Here is a 15,696-nt window from a genome sequence, read left to right as displayed (position 1 = left end):
CACCCCTGATAACCGGCACGTTCTTTTCTTTTGCCATAGGACCTTTCAACGCCCGAACCTGCCGCTGTAGCAGGCCTCCTCCTCGTGGAAGTGCCTGGTGGCAAGCCCCTGCTGCTCGACGAGCGCCAGCACCTCCTCCTTGCCGTAGCGCCGCGCGTTGCTCGGGCTGTACCAGTCGTAGTTGGTCACCACCGAGGTCTCTGGTCCCAGCTCCTCGCTCCAGAAGCACTTGATGAAGTTCCAGTACAAGAAGCGCTGGATGTCGTAGCGCCCCCCCTTGATGCCCAGCGCCGGGATGTCGGGGGCGTCGAAGCTCACCTTCAGCTCGGAGAGTCTCTTGCCCAGCTCGGTCAACTGCTCCGACATCGCCCACAGTTCGTCGCTAGCCATCTCCTTGCAGCGCAGCCGGAAGTGATCGTCCAGAAGCTCGCGCGGCAGCGCCTTCTTGCGGTAGAAGTAGCAGGCGAACTCCCCTCCCCCCTTCCTGGTGATCCGGGTCAGCTCGGCGAAGGTCAGGTCCGGGTTCTGGGTGTGCATGATGACCTGGTCGCAGCTCACGTAGTCGACCGAGCCGTCGGGAAAAGGGGTGGCGGCTATGTCGCCTCGGATGAAGAACAGGTTGGGCAGATGGCGGTAGTTCTGCGCCGCCTGCCTGGCCGCGTCGGAGAAGTCGATGCCGATCACCAGGGAGTGCGGCGCCAGCTCCGCGAACCAGGCCGCCTTGTAGCCCAGGCCACAGCCGGCGTCGAAGATCACCCCGCGTCCCTCCAGGAAGGAGGCGAGATCCTCTTCCCCGGAGAAGCCGTAGAGGTCGAGGTACCACTTTCTCTGCATCTCGTAGAGCCGCTGCTTCTCCTCGCTCTGGTCGTAGCGCCCCCACTTGTCCGAGAAGGCGTCGTTGGTCTGCGACTGCTCGGCTGCCTCGGCCGTCGCAGCCAGCGAGGCGAAGTTGGCGCCCGGCGCGAACACCACCTTGTCACCCAAAAGTGCCTGCAGTTTGCCGGCGAACTCTTCCCTTGTCATTGCCCCTCCGCGTATTGCTTGAGCCACTGCTCCACGTTCAAAAGCGACCAGATGAACAGGCGCCGGTTCTGCCTGCCGCTTAGGTGGTCGTCCACGAGCTCGTGCACCACCTTGCGGTCCAGGTACTGGTAGATGAGGGGGTTCCCCTCCAGGAGGTTGCGGCGCACGTAGTCGATGCTCTCCCCCTTGAACCAGGAGGCGTCCGGGGCCGAGAACCCCTGCTTCTCCGCTTTGGTCACGCTGTCGGGGATGTAGCGCTCCATCACCCGGCGCAGGATGATCTTGCCGTCGTTGGTCTTCTGGAAGTACTTCTGCTCCTTGCCCGGCTCGTTCTCGTCGATGCGCACCACCTCTTCCAGGCTGCGCAGCTTGAAGGAGACCGGGATCTTCTGGGCGAAGTCGACCAGGTCGTTGTCCAGGAACGGGACGCGGGTCTCCAGGCTGTGCGCCATGCTGATCTTGTCCTCGATCACCAGGAGCCCGTGCAGGAAGGTCTTCGCCTCGAAGTAGAGCGAGTGGTTGATGTAGTCGGCCGGCGTCGAGAGCCGGTGTTCGTGCTTCTTGAAGACATTCGAGAAGATGTCGCGCGTCTGCACCCCGCTCACGTCGTCCCAGATGGGCTGGAAGACGCGGGTGACGTCCCTGGCCGGGATGAGCCGCTTCCAGTAGCGGAAGTACTTGTCGACGTAGTCTTCGAAGTTGTCGTTGTTCACCGCCCGGTAATAGCGCCAGGGGTAGCCACCGAAGAGCTCGTCGCCGCCGGCGCCGGAGAGGACGACCTTGACGAACCGTGAGGCGAGCTTCGCGGCGTAGTAGTTGGGGTAGCTCTGCCCCACCCTCGGCTCCTCGAGATGGTAGGTGAGCGTCGGCAGGCAGCGCTCCATGTCCCCCGCCTTCAGGACCATCTCGTAGTGCTCCGTCTTGAAGAGGTAGGACATGTGCTCCGCGCGCTTGCGCTCATCGAAGCCAAGTTCCAGCCCCGAGGCGGAACTGAGGTCGAAGCCGCAGGTGAAGGTCTTGATGTAGGGTAGCTGCGACCCGGCCACCGCGGTGATGGAGCCGGAGTCCATGCCGCCGCTCAGGTAGCAGCCGACGTCGACGTCGCTGACCAGCTGTCGGTTCACGGCCTGGCAGAAGAGCCGGTTCAGCTCCTCCAGGTACTCCGCCTCGCTAAGGGGATGTTCCGGCTCACCGAAGTCGTAGTCCCAGTACTGCACCGGGGCGAGCTGCGCGGCCGGGCGGTCCAGGGCGACCTTGGCCCAAGAGCCCGGGGGGAACAGCTTCACCCCCTGCAGCAGGGTGCGGTCGGTGAAGATGTTCTGGAAGGTGAAGTACTCGACCAGCGCCTCGCGGTCCACGGCGGGATTGAGCTCCGGGTGGGCGAGCAGGGCCTTCTGCTCGGAGCCGAACAGGAGCCACCGCGATGACAGCGCGTAGTAGAGCGGCTTGATGCCGTAGCGGTCCCGGGCCAGGAACAGCTCGCGGCGGCGCTTGTCCCAGATGGCCAGGGCGAACATGCCGTTGAAGCGCTCGACGCAGCGCTCCCCCCAGGCGAGATAGGCGTGGATCACCACCTCGGTGTCGGTCTTGGAGTGGAACTGGTGCCCCAGCGACTCCAGCTCGACCTTCAGCTCCTTGAAGTTGTACACCTCGCCGTTGTAGCTGATGACGTAATCGCCGCTGGCCATGGGCTGCTGCCCGGCCGGGGATAGGTCGATGATGGCGAGGCGGCGGTGCCCAAGCCCGAGCGGCCCGTCGACGTAGTGCCCTTCGCCGTCCGGGCCGCGGTGGGCGATGGCGTCGGTCATCCGGCGCAGGATGACCGGGGAGACCGGGGCCCGGTCGAAGTTGAGGATGCCGGCTATGCCGCACATATCAGGCGATGTCCTTCAGCGCCTGCACCACGTAGGCGTAGTCCTCGGCGGACATGCGGTTGTGCAGCGGGATGGCCATGGTGTGCGCGTCGCAGTCGCGCGCCCCGGGGAATTCTTCCGGCTTCAGGCCGAGGCGGTCGCGGTAGTAGCCGAGCATGTGCACGGCGTGGGTCCCGGGACGGGTGGCGATGCCGCGCTGCTGCAGCCGGTCCATGATCTCATTCCTCGCGTAGGGCGCGCGCTCCGGGTCGACGTAGGTGACGTAGGCCTGCCAGGCGTGCTCGTACCCCTGCGGGACCTTGGGGGGGCGGATCCAGCCGATCTTCTCCAGCTCCTCGCGATACCAATCCGCCCAGCGGCGCCGCTCGGCGAGGAAACCGTCCAGCTTGCCCAGCTGCACCAGCCCCACCGCGCCCTGCAGGTCGGTCATCCGGTAGTTGAAGCCGAGCAGGTTGAATTCCGGCAAGAGGTAGGGACGCGGCCCGAGGTGGCGCTGTTCCTCGGAGAGGCTGGCGCCGTGGTTTCTGAGCATGTTGGCGATCTCGGCCAGCTCCGGGTCGTTGGTGGTCAGCATCCCCCCCTCGCCGGTGGTGATCGACTTGCGCGGGTGGAAGGAGAAGGCGGCGCAGTCGCCCAGCCCCCCGGCGGGGGTCCCCTGGTAGGAGGCACCCGAGGCGCAGGCGGCGTCCTCCACGATGCGCACCCCTTTAGGGAGCACGGCGCGCAGGGCGTCCATGTCGGCGGTCAGGCCGAACAGGTGCACCGGGATGATGGCCTTGGTGCGCGGGGTCAGGCGCCGCTTGACGTCCTCGACGTCGATGTTGTAGGTGTCGCGCCTCACGTCAGCGAAGACCGGGGTCGCGCCGCAGTAGAGCACGGCGTTGGCCGTGGCGATCCAGGTGAAGGCGGGGACGATCACCTCGTCGCCCGGGCCGATGCCGAGCGCGGCGAGGGCCAGGTGCAGTGCGGTGGTGCAGGACGTGGTGGCGAGGGCGTGCGTGACCCGGTGCCGCTCGGCAAACCCCTTCTCGAAGGCGGCCACCTGGGGCCCCTGGGTGAGCCAGCCGCTCTCCAGCGGTCCGCGGCAGGCCTGCCACTCCTCCTCGCCGGTGCAGGGGAGCGAGATCTGGATGGTGCGCTTATCGGTTGCCATGGGCGTCCCTCCAGGCGATCAGTTTCTTGAGCCCCTCGCGCAGGGACAGCTGGTAGGTGAAGCCGAGGTCGGCCTCGGCGTTCTTGGGGCAGCCGATGCGGTTCTGCACCAGGGCCCGGGCGTCGTCGGCGCTGTAGGGGCGGTACTGGACCTTGAGGTCGCTCTGCTTTAACTCGAGGATCAGGTCGCACAGCTCGCGGATCGAGGTCTGCACCCCGGTCCCCACGTTGTAGAAACGGTCGGTCGCCTCCGAGATCAGGGCCTTGACGTTGCAGCGGGCCACGTCCTCCACGTCGATGAAGTCGTAGGCCTGGGAACCGTCGCCGTTGATCACCGGCTGCTCGTTGGCGTCGATCTTGTTGAGCATGATCGGGATGACCCCGGTGTAGACCGCGGTCTGGTCCTGGTGCGGGCCGTAGACGTTCATGTAACGCAGGCCGACGTAGTTCAGGCCGTAGCGGTCGAAGTAGGCGCGGCACATCGCCTCGCCGGCGATCTTGGTGGCGCCGTAGAAGTTGCGGTTGTTGAAGGGATGATCCTCGGTCATGGGGACCTCGACCGCGTCGCCGTACACGGAAGCGGAGGAGGAGTAGACGAGCTTCTTCACCTGGTTGCGCACGCACGCCTCGAGGACGTTGAAGGTCCCCTCGATGTTGACGTGGAAGGCGGTGCGGGGAAAGTCCCGGCAGTGCAGAAGCCACATGGCGGCGAGATGGATCACGTAGTCCGCCCCCTTGAGGGCGTCGTCCAGAAGGTCCACGTCGCGCACGTCACCGCCGTGCGGGTAGATGGTGCAGCGGGGGTCGGCCAGGTGCGGGTCGAGATTGGACATTTTGCCCCGGGTGAAGTTGTCGTAGACGACGACGGAGCCGACCTCGGTCTTCAGCAGTTCGCCCACCACGTGGGAACCGATAAAACCGGCGCCGCCGATTACCACTACCCTGCTTCCTTTGATCTCGTTCAATGCCATCGTTTTCCTCTTTGGTTGAATTCGGTTTATCTGGTCAGGCGCAGCACGTGCTCCGTGATGAAGGCAAGCTGCTCCTCGGTCAGGTACGGATGCATGGGTAGGCTCATCACCCGCTCCCCGGCCGTCTCGGAAACCGGGAAGTCCCCCCTTTGGTACCCAAGCCCTGCGAAGACCGGTTGCAGGTGCAGGGGGATCGGGTAGTGCACCGCGGTGGGAATGCCCGCCTCGGCCAGCCCCTTTTGCAGCTCCTCACGGCGCTCGACCGCTACCGTGTACTGCGCGTAGACGGAGCTGTTGCCGTCAGCAAGGCGCGGGGTGCCGACACCCCCCTGCAGCAGTTCGCTGTAGCGCGCACCGATGCGCCCCCGGGCCGCCACCTCGTCCTCGAAGACCTCCAGCTTGGCGAGCACGATGGCGGCCTGGAGGGTGTCCATGCGGCCGTTGATCCCCAGGGTGGGGTGATGATACCTGCGGTCCTGCCCGTGCAGGCGCACCTGGCGCATCTTCACGGCCAGTACGTCGTCGTCGGTGAAGCAGGCTCCCCCGTCGCCGTAGCAGCCAAGCGGCTTGGACGGGAAGAAGCTGGTGCAGCCGATGCTGGAAAGGGCACAGGAGCGCCGGCCGCGATAGGTGGCGCCGAAGCTCTGGCAGGCGTCCTCGATCACCGGGAGGCCATGGGCCGCAGCGATCGCGTTGATGGCGTCGAAGTCGGCGCACTGGCCGTAGAGGCTCACCGGCATGATCGCCCTGGTGCGGGGGGTGATGGCGGCCTCTATGCGTGCGGGGTCGAGGTTGTAGGTGACCGGGTCGATGTCGACGAAGACCGGCGTCGCAGCGAGGAGCGCGATCATCTCACCGGTCGCGATGAAGGTGAAGGGCGAGGTGATCACCTCGTCGCCGCGTCCTATGCCCAGGGCCATCAGCGCCACCAGCAGGGCGTCGGTGCCGCTCGCCACCGTGATGCAGTGCCTGGTTCCTGCGTAGCGGGCCAGCTTCTCCTCTAATTCCGCCACCTCCGGCCCCATGATGTACTGCCCGTGGGCCAGCACCGCCTTCATGCGCCGCTCCAGCTCGGGCATGATGCGCTGCTGCTGGCTCTTCAGATCGATGAATTCGAGCTTGGTCACGGTCTAGGCGCCCCCTTTCAAGGCATCGTAGAAATCCTTCCCTACCGCCAGCTCGGGTGGCAGCGGGGCCTCCTCGTCCAGGTCGAGGCAGCGCAGCACCCCCGGCTCGACCTCGCGGTAGCGCAGCCCGCTCTCGGGGCAGGTCATCACCCCTTCCCGGTCCGGGTTCTTCAGCAGGTGCCCGTGACGGCTCATCCACCCCTTCTGGCGGGCGGGGACGCCGACCATGAGGGCGTAATCGGGGACGTCCTTGGCCACCACCGCCCCGGCCGCCACGAAGGCGTAGCGCCCGAGGGTGATGCCGCAGACCACGGTGGCGTTGGCCCCGATTGAACAGCCGCGCTTGAGCAGGGTCCTCTCGTAGAGGGCGCGGCGCAGCACCTGCGACCTCGGGTTGGTGACGTTGGTGAGCACGCAGGAGGGACCCAGGAAGACGTCGTCCTCGATCACGGTCCCCTCGTAGATGGAGACGTTGTTCTGCACCTTCACGTTGGAGCCGATCACGACCCCCGGGGAGACCACGCAGTTCTGGCCGAAGCTGCAGCGCTCGCCGATGGCGGCCCCGGACATGACGTGGCAGAAGTGCCAGATCTTGGTGCCGGCGCCGACCGTGGCCCCGTCATCGACAAAGGATGATTCATGTACGAAGTAGTCCATCTCTCCTCCTGAGAATGGGGAGCTATTACCGGCCTACAATCTCCAAAGCCGGATGCCCTGTTCTGCCAGTTGCTCGGGCTTAAAGATTCCTTTCACGTCGATGACGAGCGGCGAACCGTTCATCATCCCCTTGATCTGTTCCGGAGACAGCGCCCGGTACTCCTTGTGTGCTACGGCCACCACGACCGTCTCGGCGATCTGCAGCTTTTCGGCAGGGACGAGGGTGACGCCGTATTCGTGCGCGGCCTCCTCAGGGTCGGCCAGAGGATCGCAGACCTGGACCTCGAGGCCGTAGTCCTTAAGTTCGTGAATGATGTCGATCACCTTGGAGTTGCGCAAGTCGGGGCAGTCCTCCTTGAAGGTCAGGCCGAGCACGGTGACGCGGGAGCCAAGCACGTTGTGCCCGGACCGGATCATCTCCTTCACGGTGCGCTGCGCGATGAACTTGCCCATGCCGTCGTTGATGCGCCGGCCCGCCAGGATCACCTGCGGGATGTAGCCGAGCTTCTCTGCCTTGTGGGTCAGGTAGTAGGGGTCGACCCCGATGCAATGCCCCCCCACCAGGCCCGGCTGAAACTTCAGGAAGTTCCACTTGGTTCCTGCCGCCTCCAGCACGGAGTTGGTGTCGATTCCCATGCGGTCGAAGATGAGGGCCAGTTCGTTCATGAGGGCGATGTTGAGGTCGCGCTGGGTGTTCTCGATGACCTTGGCGGCCTCGGCGACCATGATGGAGGGGGCCCGGTGCACCCCGGCGGTGACCACCGACTCGTAGACCTGCGCGACGATCTCCAGGGTGGCGGCGTCCTGCCCGGATACCACCTTCTTGATCTTGGTGAAGGTGTGCTCCTTGTCGCCGGGGTTGATGCGCTCCGGGCTGTACCCCACGCAGAAGTCGGTGCCGCAGGCGAGGCCGGAGACCCGCTCCAGGATGGGGACGCATTCTTCCTCGGTCACCCCAGGGTAAACCGTCGACTCGTACACGACGATGTCCCCCTTCTTGAGGGCCTTCCCTACCGTCTCGGACGCGCGCAGCATCGGGGTCAGGTCGGGCTGATTGGCCGAGTCGACCGGGGTGGGGACGGCCACGATGTGGAAATCCGCCTCCCGCAATACATCGATGCTGTCGGTGAAGACGATGTGGGCCTCCCGAAGTTCGCCCGGGGTTACTTCCTCGGTACGGTCGTGCCCACTTTTAAGCTCTTCTATGCGTGCTGCATTGATATCGAACCCATACGTCTTTTGCACCTTGCCAAACGCGACCGCCACCGGCAGGCCTACGTAGCCCAAACCTATGACGGAAATAATACGATTGTGATTCATCTAAGATGGTCTCCCCAGCAGTGGATTTCACAACAAAATGGTCATTGAAGTACAGCCTGCACCTACGAGATTGCCCCCGGTCACCCGGGCGAGCCAGCCCCCGTATCCGAAACGACTTACTCCACAGCAGCTTTCATGCCGTGTTCCTATTCTCAGCGAAAAAAAAGAAGTCACAGGTACAGCACACGGATGAGAACTGTTTGAAGCAGCAGCTGTGTCCTATTTTTCATTGGTGCAGGCTCAGTTGGCGGGGGGACAGTGTATCAGAAAAAACTAACAAAGGACCAGTCTAAAAAGATCGGGAAGGGTCATAGGCAAGGGGAGTGAGGAGAGCGCGTCAAAAAAGCGAAGGGATGTCCAAATGTTGACATCCCTTCGTTTGAAGCAGGAGGATGAAGAATGTTCTAGCCCGGGGTTGTAACTTCATGGGCTGGTGGAAAAGAGCAACTAGTCCGTCGGAGGACGCTTCGACAATCTACCCAGAGTTACATTACATCTGCACGAATTGCAAAAGTATCTGTTGCTTGGGCGGTAGGATCTGTGGTTCAGACGTAATACCTGGAGGTCACGCTCTCCCAGGTTCCCTGTGCCTTGAGGATCAGGTCGCAGAGTTCGCGCACCGCCCCCCAGCCGCCGCGGTTTCTGGCAACGAAGTGGGCGAAAGGAAACACCTCCTGGACGGCATCGGCGGGTGCCGCGGCGAATCCGACCCGCTTCAGAAGCGGTATGTCGATGACGTCGTCGCCCATGAAGGCGACCTGCTCGTCGGAAAGACCGGTGGCCTCCAGCATCTGGCGGTACGGCACCAGCTTGTCCAGGGACTTCTGGTAGACCTGCCCGATACCAAGCTCCACGGCCCGGTTGTAGACCACCTGGGATTCCCGGCCGGAGATGATGCCGACCTCGATGCCGGAGCGCTGCAGCATCTTGATGCCGTGGCCGTCCTTCACGTTGAAGAACTTGCTTTCCACGCCGTTGGAATCAAAGATGATGCGCCCGTCGGTGAGGACGCCGTCCACGTCGAGTATCAAGAGCTTGATCTTTTTCAGTCTTTCTTCCATGAAAACCTCACACATTCAAACAGGGATCAAAGGGATCAAAGGGATAAATCAAAGCCTTTTTGAACGCAATGACGCAAAGAAATTCAGGCATCGTCCAAATACAGGAACATGAAGACTGAAGTAATCCCATGCCTACCGGTTTGTTTTTATGTTTTCTCTGCGCCTTTGCGGCTTTGCGTTAAATAAAAGGATTTTTGCCTGTATCCCCTGTATCCCTTTTACCCCTGTTGATTGTTTTGTCTAAGCGATGCCGGCCTTCAGCAGGTCGTGCAGATGCACGATGCCGACCGGGGCGATGGCGTCGTCGTCGGAGAAAACGAAAAGCGAGGTGATGGAGTACTGCTCCATCTGCTGCAGGGCGCGCGCCGCCAGTTCGTCGCGGCGAATGCGCTTGCCCCCCTTCTTCATCAGCGCCGATGCCGGCAAATTGATGATGTCGAGTCCCTGCCCCAGCGCCCGGCGCAGGTCGCCGTCGGTGATGACTCCCACGAGGGCGCCGTCCTCGGAGGTGACGCCGGTAATGCCCAGCCCCTTCGAGGTGATGGTGAAGAGCGCCTCGCGCATCAGGGTCCCGGAGGTGACCAGCGGCAACTCCTCGCCGGAGTGCATGATGTCCTCGACCTTCAGCAAGAGCCTCCGCCCCAGTGCGCCACCGGGGTGGAACATGGCGAAGTCCTCGGCCTTGAAGCCGCGACTCACCAGGAGCGCCACGGCAATGGCATCGCCCATGGCCAGCGTCACGGTGGTGGACGCGGTCGGGGCGAGCCCCAGCGGGCAGGCCTCCTCCTTCACGGAGATGTCGAGGAAGATGTCGCCGCTTTTGGCCAGCGTGGAGTTGGGGTTGCCGGCCATGGCGATCAGGGACGCGCCCAGACGCTTGATGATCGGAAGGATGCGCACCACCTCGTCAGTTTCGCCGGAGTTGGAGATGGCGATGACGACGTCCCCTTTCATGATCATGCCCAGGTCGCCGTGGATCCCTTCCGCCGGGTGCAGGAAAAAGGCCGGGGTGCCGGTGGAGGCCATGGTGGAGGCGATCTTCTGGCCGATGAGGCCCGACTTGCCCATGCCGGTGACGACGACGCGCCCGGTGGTGTTGAGTATCATCTCGACGGCCTTCTCGAAAGCCACGTCTATGGAGGCTTCCAGGTGCAAAAGCGCCTCGGCCTCGACTCTAATTACCCGCTTTGCTTCTTCTAAAATCAAGATCAACTCCTTAAACCTATTAAACAGGGATAAAAGGGATAAAATGGATAAAACCAAAACAAAAGATTCTGGTTTAAACCAAAAGCCCGGCGTTTTGATCCTACTCTTTGCGTCCTTGCGGCTTTGCGTTAAGATCGCTTTTCCGCCGTTATCCCTTTTATCCCCTTTATCCCTGTTCGAATCGGTTTTATGCCTGTTTCACGATGGCATCGATGGCCTTCAGCTTGTTCAAAAGTGCCGGCAGGTCGTCCAGACGCACGGAGTTCGGGCCGTCGCACAGGGCGCGCTCCGGGTCCTCATGCACCTCCATGAAGATGCCGTCGATGCCGGCTGCGACTGCCGCGCGGGAGAGGAATTCCACGTACTCGCGCTGGCCGCCCGACGAGGTCCCCTCCCCTCCCGGGAGCTGGACGCTGTGGGTGGCGTCGAAGATGACCGGATAGCCGGTGGAGCGCATGATGGGGAAGCTGCGCATGTCCACGACGAGGTTGTTGTAGCCGAAGGAGGCGCCGCGCTCGGTGAGGATGATGTTCTCGTTCTCGCAGGAGCGGATCTTGCCGACCACGTTCTTCATGTCCCACGGCGCCAGGAACTGTCCCTTCTTCACGTTGATGACCTTGCCGGTCTTCGCGGCGGCGACCAGGAGGTCGGTCTGGCGGCACAGGAACGCCGGAATCTGCAGCACGTCGAGCACGTCTGCGGCCGGTTCCACCTGCTCGATGGAATGGATGTCGGAGAGCACGGGCACGCCCAGCGCTTCCTTGACCTTGGCCAGGATCCTGAGCCCCTCTTCCATGCCCGGACCGCGGAAAGCGGTGACCGAGGTGCGGTTCGCCTTGTCGTAGGAGGCTTTGAAGATGAGCGGGATGCCGACGCCGTTGCAGATGCTCATCAGGCGCTCCGCGTGACGCAGCGTCGCCGTTTCGTTCTCTATCACGCACGGCCCCGCGACCAGCACGAGCGGCCTGTTCCCGCCAATCTTTATGTTACCTACAGAGACCTCATGGACCATGATCTACTCCTTTTTTATCGTCTCACGCTCTTTAACTTCGCTCACCAAAGCGGCAAAGACGCAAAGTGAAGCAAAGCAAACCGTTTAACAGGGATGAAGCGGATAAAACAGGATAAAACGAAAAAAGATTTTGGGTCAAACAATAATCTGTATTTCGCTTTTATCCCTGTTATCCCTTTTATCCCTGTTCAGTGATTTGTTCTGCGGCTTTGCGTCTTTGCGTGAGACAGTTTGCTTAGCCTTTCCTCGCCTTGGTGGCGCCGATAAACGCCTTGAAGAGCGGGTGCGGGTTGAGCGGCTTGGACTTGAACTCCGGATGGAACTGGCAACCCAGGAACCACGGGTGGTCGGCGAGCTCGACGATTTCCACCAGGTTTCCTTCCTTGTAGATGCCGGAGATGATCAGCCCTTTCTCCTCGAGTGCGGCGCGGAAGGCGTTGTTGAACTCGTAGCGGTGACGGTGGCGCTCGGAGATCTCGGTGGCACCGTAGGCTTTCTGCGCGAAGGTCCCCTTGGTCAGCGAGCAGGGGTACGCGCCCAGACGCATGGTGCCCCCCTTCTTGTCGACACCCTTCTGCTCCTCCATCAGGTGGATCACCGGGCTGGTGCAGGCGGGTTTGAACTCGCTGGAGAAGGCCTCCGGGAGCCGGCACACGTTGCGCGCGAACTCGACGGCAGCCATCTGCATGCCGAGGCAGATGCCGAAGAAGGGAACCTTGTTGACGCGGGCATACTCGATGGCCTTGATCTTGCCCTCGGTGCCGCGCTCGCCGAAGCCGCCCGGAACCAGGATGCCGTCCACGTCGGCGAGGTACTTGTCAGCGCCTTCCTCCTCGATCTTCTCGGAGTCGAGGTAGACGAGGGTGACGCGGCAGTCGTTGGCGATGCCGCCGTGGGTGAGCGCCTCGGAGAGCGACTTGTAGGATTCCTTGAGGTCGACGTACTTGCCGACCACCGCGATACGGACCTCGCCGCAGCCCGGGTTGGTCAGCTTGGAGACCACCTGCTGCCAGTGGGAGAGGTCCGGCGCCTTGGTCCAGATGTTGAGCTTTTCGACCACCTGGTCGTCGAGCCCTTCCAGGTTCAGCGCCAGCGGCACCGCGTAGATGTGCTCGGCGTCGCGGGAGGTGATGACCGCCTTCTCCTCCACGTTGCAGAAGAGTGCGATCTTCGCCTTCATGTCCTGGGGGAGTTCCTGCTCGCAGCGGCACAAGAGGATGTCGGGCTGGATACCGATCTCGCGCAGCTCCTTGACCGAGTGCTGGGTCGGCTTGGTCTTCAGCTCGCCTGCGGTCCTGATGTAGGGGACCAGGGTGACGTGCAGGTAGAGCACGTTCCCCGCGCCGCGGTCGCTTTTCAGCTGGCGGATCGCCTCGAGGAACGGCAGCGACTCGATGTCGCCCACGGTGCCGCCGATCTCGACGATGGCGATGTCGCTACCCTTGGCGTTCTCGAGGATGTTGGCCTTGATCTGGTCGGTGATGTGCGGGATGACCTGCACGGTGCCGCCCAGGTAGTCGCCGCGGCGCTCCTTCTCGATGACCGAGAAGTAGACCTGCCCCGTGGTGAAGTTGCTCTTCTTGGAGAGCTTGCTGGAGGTGTAGCGCTCGTAGTGGCCAAGATCCAGGTCGGTCTCGGCGCCGTCGTCGGTGACGAACACCTCGCCGTGCTGGAACGGGGACATGGTGCCCGGATCGACGTTGATGTACGGATCCAGTTTCTGGATGGTGACCCGAAGCCCCCGTGCCTCCAGCAGAGCGCCCAAAGAAGCGGCGGCGAGTCCCTTACCTATGGAGGAGACAACGCCGCCGGTAACAAAGATGAATTTTGTCTTCACTGAAAAAACCTCCGAAATAGAAACCGTTCAACGTTCAAGGTTCAACGTTCGAGAGACTGCTGGTAAAACTCCAGCAGCACCGTGACGCGATCCTTCAGCGAAGAACCTGATACAGAAAACAGCGACAGCCAAAAACGTTGAACGTTGAACGTTGAACGGTTTAGCCTTTTAATTTTGCCAGCACCTTCTCCAGGTCGGCCGGGGTGTCCACCCCTATCGACTCGCACTCGGTCTCGACGATCTTGATGCGGTAACCGTTCTCCAGCACCCGCAACTGCTCGAGCTTTTCCGCCATCTCCAGGTAGCTCGGCGGCAGCGCGGCGAAAACGGGGAGGAACTCGCGGCGGTAGACGTAGAGCCCCACGTGCTTGTAGCACAAGAGCTTGCCGCAGCAGAAGGCGTCGTCCTTCAGGTCGTTCCACTTGTCGCGGAAAAACGGCAGCGGCGAACGGGAGAAATAGAGCACGTTCCCGCTGGGGTCGGAAACCACCTTCACCACGTTGGGCGAAAGGAAGTCGTGCAGCGTCTTGATGCGGCACTTGAGGGTCGCCATCGGGATGGACGGGTCTTCCAGCATCGGCGCGATGGCCTGGTCGATCATGGCCGGGTCGATGAGCGGTTCGTCACCCTGCACGTTGACGATGATGTCGGCATCGAGCCTTGCCGCCACTTCGGCGAGCCGGTCAGTCCCGGTCTCGTGGTCCACCGAGGTCATCTCCACACGACCGCCGAAGGCGCGCACCGCGGCGGCGATCCGCTCGTCGTCGGTCGCCACGATCACCTCGGAAACGAGGCTGGCCTTAGAAGCACGTTCATATACATGCTGCACCATGGGTTTCCCCATGATGTCCGCCAATGCCTTAGCCTCAAAACGCGTAGAAGCATACCTGGCGGGAATTACCGCGGTTATTTTCATTTGGCGTCTCAGTACGACCCGCACCGGTTCAGCGCCGGCATCGAGTCCTGGTTGCGGTTGTGGTTTGGTGATTTTTAGTGGCTGGCTTTTGCTGCGATTTTAGCCGGTGGAGCGCAGCCTGAACTGCGGGCTCCGTCCCTTGTCTGGCGGGACGAAACAAGTTACATCAAAAGAAAGGTTCGTGTCAAGGAGTGAAATTAGAGGGATGCACTCAGCTTGTCGGCCCACGAGAAGGTCTCCAGCTGCGCGGAAAGAAGCTGGTCCAGTTCCAGTTCGCAGATATCCAACTGCTCGCTCACGGCAGGGAAATCAGCCTGCTCCAGCAGTTCGGCCAACACGAGGAGTTCCCCCAGGTCCCCCTCGTGGTGCAAGAGCGCGCTCTTCACGTTCTCCACCAGGTTCAGCTTGCCGACCAGTTCGGCCATGGGGTCTTCAAACAGCACGTCGATGAGCGAGAGGATGCCAACCATGAAGCCCTGGTCGGCGAGTTCGGAAGCCCCCCGCCCCCGGGAGGCGATGATGAGCAGTTCCATCAGCTTGCCGCGCGTGGCCGCCATCTCCAAAAGCGGGCTTTGCACGCCGTTTTGATCGTTGCTGGCGTAAAGGGCCAGGGTGATCCAGCGCTTGAGCTGCTCCAGCCCGAGCACGGTGAGGGCGTGGCGCAGGGTCTTGATGCGCACACGAAGCCCGATGGCGACCGAGTTGACCAGGCGCAGCAGGTTGTAGGTGAGCCCCGGGTTCTGTTTGAAGGTCTCCTCGATCTCGCTCCACTCGGCATCAGCCATCACCTGCTTCATAAGCTGCATCATGGTGATCTTGCCGATGTCGATCTTGTTCTGCCGGAGCACCACCGGGCGGGCGAAATAGTATCCCTGGAACAGGTCGAAACCGAGTTGCGCGCAGAACTTGTAGTGTTCGGCGTTCTCGACCTTTTCGGCCAACAGGGTGAGACGCCACTTCCTGAGCTTTTCGACGATCTCCGGCAGCGACGCTGCCGGCGTTTCCAGCACGTCGACCTTCACGATGTCGACCAGCGGATAGATGTCGTGGAAGGCGGGAGAGTAGACGTGGTCGTCCAGGGCGAGGCTGAAACCGAGTTTCTTCAGGCAGCGGCAACGCTCGAAGACCTCCGCGTCGGCAACGATGCTTTCCAGCAGTTCGATGACCACGCGGTCCTTGGGGAGAAGTTCCACCGCGTCGCTCATCAGCACTTCGCGGGTCACGTTGAAGAAGCCCTTGTGCCGCCCGAGGACGTCCTGGATGCCGAACTGGGTCAGCGCGTTGACGATGACGCTGGCGCTGGCCATCTGCACGTCCAGAATATTGGCCGCGTTCAGGCTCTCCGGCGAGCGGAACAGGAGCTCGAACCCCATGATCTGCTGGGTCCGGTCCAGTATGGGCTGGCGCCCCAGAAAGAACTTTTCTTCAACCATGACAAACCCCAAAAGCGAAACACGTTCAAGGTTCAACGTTCAACGTTCGAGAAGGATCACTTCTTCGGCCTACCATACTGTGACTGCAACGATACTCACACGACGGG

At 62.2% G+C, this 15,696-nt stretch carries 13 protein-coding genes; all 13 read right to left on the bottom strand.

The features are described from left to right. Positions 1–45: 45 nt before the first annotated feature. Entirely contained in the window at positions 46–1,023 is a 978-nt protein-coding gene (locus JFN91_RS05590; protein ID WP_199388200.1) for a class I SAM-dependent methyltransferase, read from the bottom strand. Continuing rightward, positions 1,020–2,897, bottom strand: a complete 1,878-nt coding sequence (asnB, locus tag JFN91_RS05585) for an asparagine synthase (glutamine-hydrolyzing) (protein WP_199388199.1) — start codon at positions 2,895–2,897, stop codon at positions 1,020–1,022. Before asnB ends, JFN91_RS05590 begins: the two co-directional genes overlap by 4 nt. A 1-nt stretch (position 2,898) precedes the next feature. Beyond that, positions 2,899–4,050, bottom strand: coding sequence for a DegT/DnrJ/EryC1/StrS family aminotransferase (locus JFN91_RS05580; RefSeq protein WP_199388198.1), 1,152 nt, complete (start codon positions 4,048–4,050; stop codon positions 2,899–2,901). Continuing rightward, positions 4,037–5,020 carry an NAD-dependent epimerase/dehydratase family protein gene (locus JFN91_RS05575; RefSeq protein ID WP_199388197.1) on the bottom strand — a complete coding sequence of 328 codons (984 nt, stop codon included), beginning with the start codon at positions 5,018–5,020 and terminating at the stop codon, positions 4,037–4,039. The genes JFN91_RS05580 and JFN91_RS05575 overlap by 14 nt, the downstream gene beginning before the upstream one ends. A 26-nt stretch (positions 5,021–5,046) precedes the next feature. Continuing rightward, the gene (locus JFN91_RS05570; protein WP_328745893.1) at positions 5,047–6,147 is read right to left on the bottom strand and encodes a DegT/DnrJ/EryC1/StrS family aminotransferase; all 1,101 of its coding nucleotides are present in this window, start codon (positions 6,145–6,147) and stop codon (positions 5,047–5,049) included. A gap of 3 nt (positions 6,148–6,150) precedes the next feature. Next, a complete protein-coding gene (locus JFN91_RS05565; RefSeq protein WP_199388196.1) occupies positions 6,151–6,804 on the bottom strand; it encodes an acyltransferase in 654 nt (217 codons plus the stop codon). Between the two features lie 33 nt (positions 6,805–6,837). Next, positions 6,838–8,124, bottom strand: a complete 1,287-nt coding sequence (locus JFN91_RS05560; protein ID WP_199388195.1) for a nucleotide sugar dehydrogenase — start codon at positions 8,122–8,124, stop codon at positions 6,838–6,840. Positions 8,125–8,669: 545 nt separating this feature from the next. Next, on the bottom strand, positions 8,670–9,185 hold the full coding sequence (locus JFN91_RS05555) for a KdsC family phosphatase (protein WP_199388194.1): 516 nt from the start codon (positions 9,183–9,185) through the stop codon (positions 8,670–8,672). Positions 9,186–9,425: 240 nt separating this feature from the next. Beyond that, positions 9,426–10,391, bottom strand: a complete 966-nt coding sequence (locus JFN91_RS05550) for a KpsF/GutQ family sugar-phosphate isomerase (RefSeq protein WP_199388193.1) — start codon at positions 10,389–10,391, stop codon at positions 9,426–9,428. Between the two features lie 187 nt (positions 10,392–10,578). After that, positions 10,579–11,403 carry a 3-deoxy-8-phosphooctulonate synthase gene (gene kdsA, locus JFN91_RS05545; protein ID WP_199388192.1) on the bottom strand — a complete coding sequence of 275 codons (825 nt, stop codon included), beginning with the start codon at positions 11,401–11,403 and terminating at the stop codon, positions 10,579–10,581. A 235-nt stretch (positions 11,404–11,638) separates the two neighbouring features. Continuing rightward, complete coding sequence (locus JFN91_RS05540) at positions 11,639–13,240, bottom strand: CTP synthase (RefSeq protein ID WP_199388191.1); 1,602 nt, start codon at positions 13,238–13,240, stop codon at positions 11,639–11,641. A gap of 160 nt (positions 13,241–13,400) precedes the next feature. Beyond that, positions 13,401–14,156, bottom strand: a complete 756-nt coding sequence (kdsB, locus tag JFN91_RS05535) for a 3-deoxy-manno-octulosonate cytidylyltransferase (protein WP_199388190.1) — start codon at positions 14,154–14,156, stop codon at positions 13,401–13,403. Positions 14,157–14,353: 197 nt separating this feature from the next. After that, a complete protein-coding gene (locus tag JFN91_RS05530) occupies positions 14,354–15,589 on the bottom strand; it encodes an EAL and HDOD domain-containing protein (RefSeq protein WP_199388189.1) in 1,236 nt (411 codons plus the stop codon). Between the last annotated feature and the right edge of the window lie 107 nt (positions 15,590–15,696).

This window comes from Geomonas anaerohicana (genome assembly GCF_016458305.1).
Taxonomy (GTDB): Bacteria; Desulfobacterota; Desulfuromonadia; order Geobacterales; family Geobacteraceae; genus Geomonas; species Geomonas anaerohicana.
Note: the sequence above shows the minus strand (reverse complement) of the source record. Positions and strands in the feature narration are given on the sequence as shown.

Excerpts from the sequence above, each read along its gene's own strand:
- JFN91_RS05590 (WP_199388200.1), bottom strand. The coding sequence starts at position 1,023 with ATGACAAGGGAAGAGTTCGCCGGCAAACTGCAGGCACTTTTGGGTGAC.
- asnB (WP_199388199.1), bottom strand. The coding sequence starts at position 2,897 with ATGTGCGGCATAGCCGGCATCCTCAACTTCGACCGGGCCCCGGTCTCC.
- JFN91_RS05580 (WP_199388198.1), bottom strand. The coding sequence starts at position 4,050 with ATGGCAACCGATAAGCGCACCATCCAGATCTCGCTCCCCTGCACCGGC.
- JFN91_RS05575 (WP_199388197.1), bottom strand. The coding sequence starts at position 5,020 with ATGGCATTGAACGAGATCAAAGGAAGCAGGGTAGTGGTAATCGGCGGC.
- JFN91_RS05565 (WP_199388196.1), bottom strand. The coding sequence starts at position 6,804 with ATGGACTACTTCGTACATGAATCATCCTTTGTCGATGACGGGGCCACG.
- JFN91_RS05560 (WP_199388195.1), bottom strand. The coding sequence starts at position 8,124 with ATGAATCACAATCGTATTATTTCCGTCATAGGTTTGGGCTACGTAGGC.
- JFN91_RS05555 (WP_199388194.1), bottom strand. The coding sequence starts at position 9,185 with ATGGAAGAAAGACTGAAAAAGATCAAGCTCTTGATACTCGACGTGGAC.
- kdsA (WP_199388192.1), bottom strand. The coding sequence starts at position 11,403 with ATGGTCCATGAGGTCTCTGTAGGTAACATAAAGATTGGCGGGAACAGG.
- kdsB (WP_199388190.1), bottom strand. The coding sequence starts at position 14,156 with ATGAAAATAACCGCGGTAATTCCCGCCAGGTATGCTTCTACGCGTTTT.
- JFN91_RS05530 (WP_199388189.1), bottom strand. The coding sequence starts at position 15,589 with ATGGTTGAAGAAAAGTTCTTTCTGGGGCGCCAGCCCATACTGGACCGG.